Below are 840 nucleotides of genomic sequence, written 5' to 3' on the forward strand. Positions count from 1 at the left end.
GGGCGTGACCGACATCCGGCTGAATGTGACTGCCAGCGGGCGCAGCGCATGGAGCGTGAAGCCGCCGAACAGCAGCGAAAGCACCGGGACAAGGTGGAAGAACTGAAACGCCGGGGCTTTACCGACCCGGCTATGCGGGAATGGACTTTTGCCAATGACAACGGCAGAAACCCGCAGATGAAAACCGCCCATTTCTATGTGGAACATTGGGAGGACATGAAAGCCGGGAACATCGGCTATCTGCTTTGGGGCAGCGTCGGCACAGGCAAAAGCTACCTTGCCGGATGTATCGCAAACGCCCTCATGGAGAAAGAAATCTCCGTCCGCATGACGAACTTTGCCCTTATTCTTAATGACCTTGCAGCCACTTTTGAGGGCAAGAACGAATATATTTCCAACCTCTGCCGCTATCCGCTGCTTATCCTTGATGATTTTGGAATGGAGCGTGGCACAGAGTATGGCTTAGAGCAGGTCTACAATGTGATTGACAGCCGATACCGAAGCGGCAAGCCGCTGATCGTCACGACCAACCTCACGCTTACCGAGTTGCAGAACCCGCAGGACACGCCCCACGCCCGGATTTATGACCGACTGCTTGAAATGTGCGCCCCTGTCTGCTTCTCCGGCGAGAACTTCCGCAGGGAGAGCGCACAAAACAAGCTGAACCGCTTAAAGCAACTGATGAACGATTGAAAGGAGTTCGCCTATGACCGATAAAAAAGAGCATATCAGACACAGCATGAAAAGCACCGCACCCGCCGATTGCGTGACGGAAATCCGTATAGGGAACTCTGTTCTTGTCGTGTCCGGCTTTTTCAAGCAGGGCGCAAAGGAAACCGC

At 54.2% G+C, this 840-nt stretch carries 1 protein-coding gene; it reads left to right on the forward strand.

Annotated elements, in window-relative coordinates; translation table 11 throughout:
* On the forward strand, positions 1-693 hold a 693-nt coding region (locus tag OCV63_RS17345; RefSeq protein ID WP_158365449.1), incomplete at its 5' end, for an ATP-binding protein.
* Between the last annotated feature and the right edge of the window lie 147 nt (positions 694-840).

This window comes from Laedolimicola ammoniilytica (assembly GCF_025567165.1).
In the GTDB taxonomy this organism is placed as follows: Bacteria; Bacillota; Clostridia; order Lachnospirales; family Lachnospiraceae; genus Laedolimicola; species Laedolimicola ammoniilytica.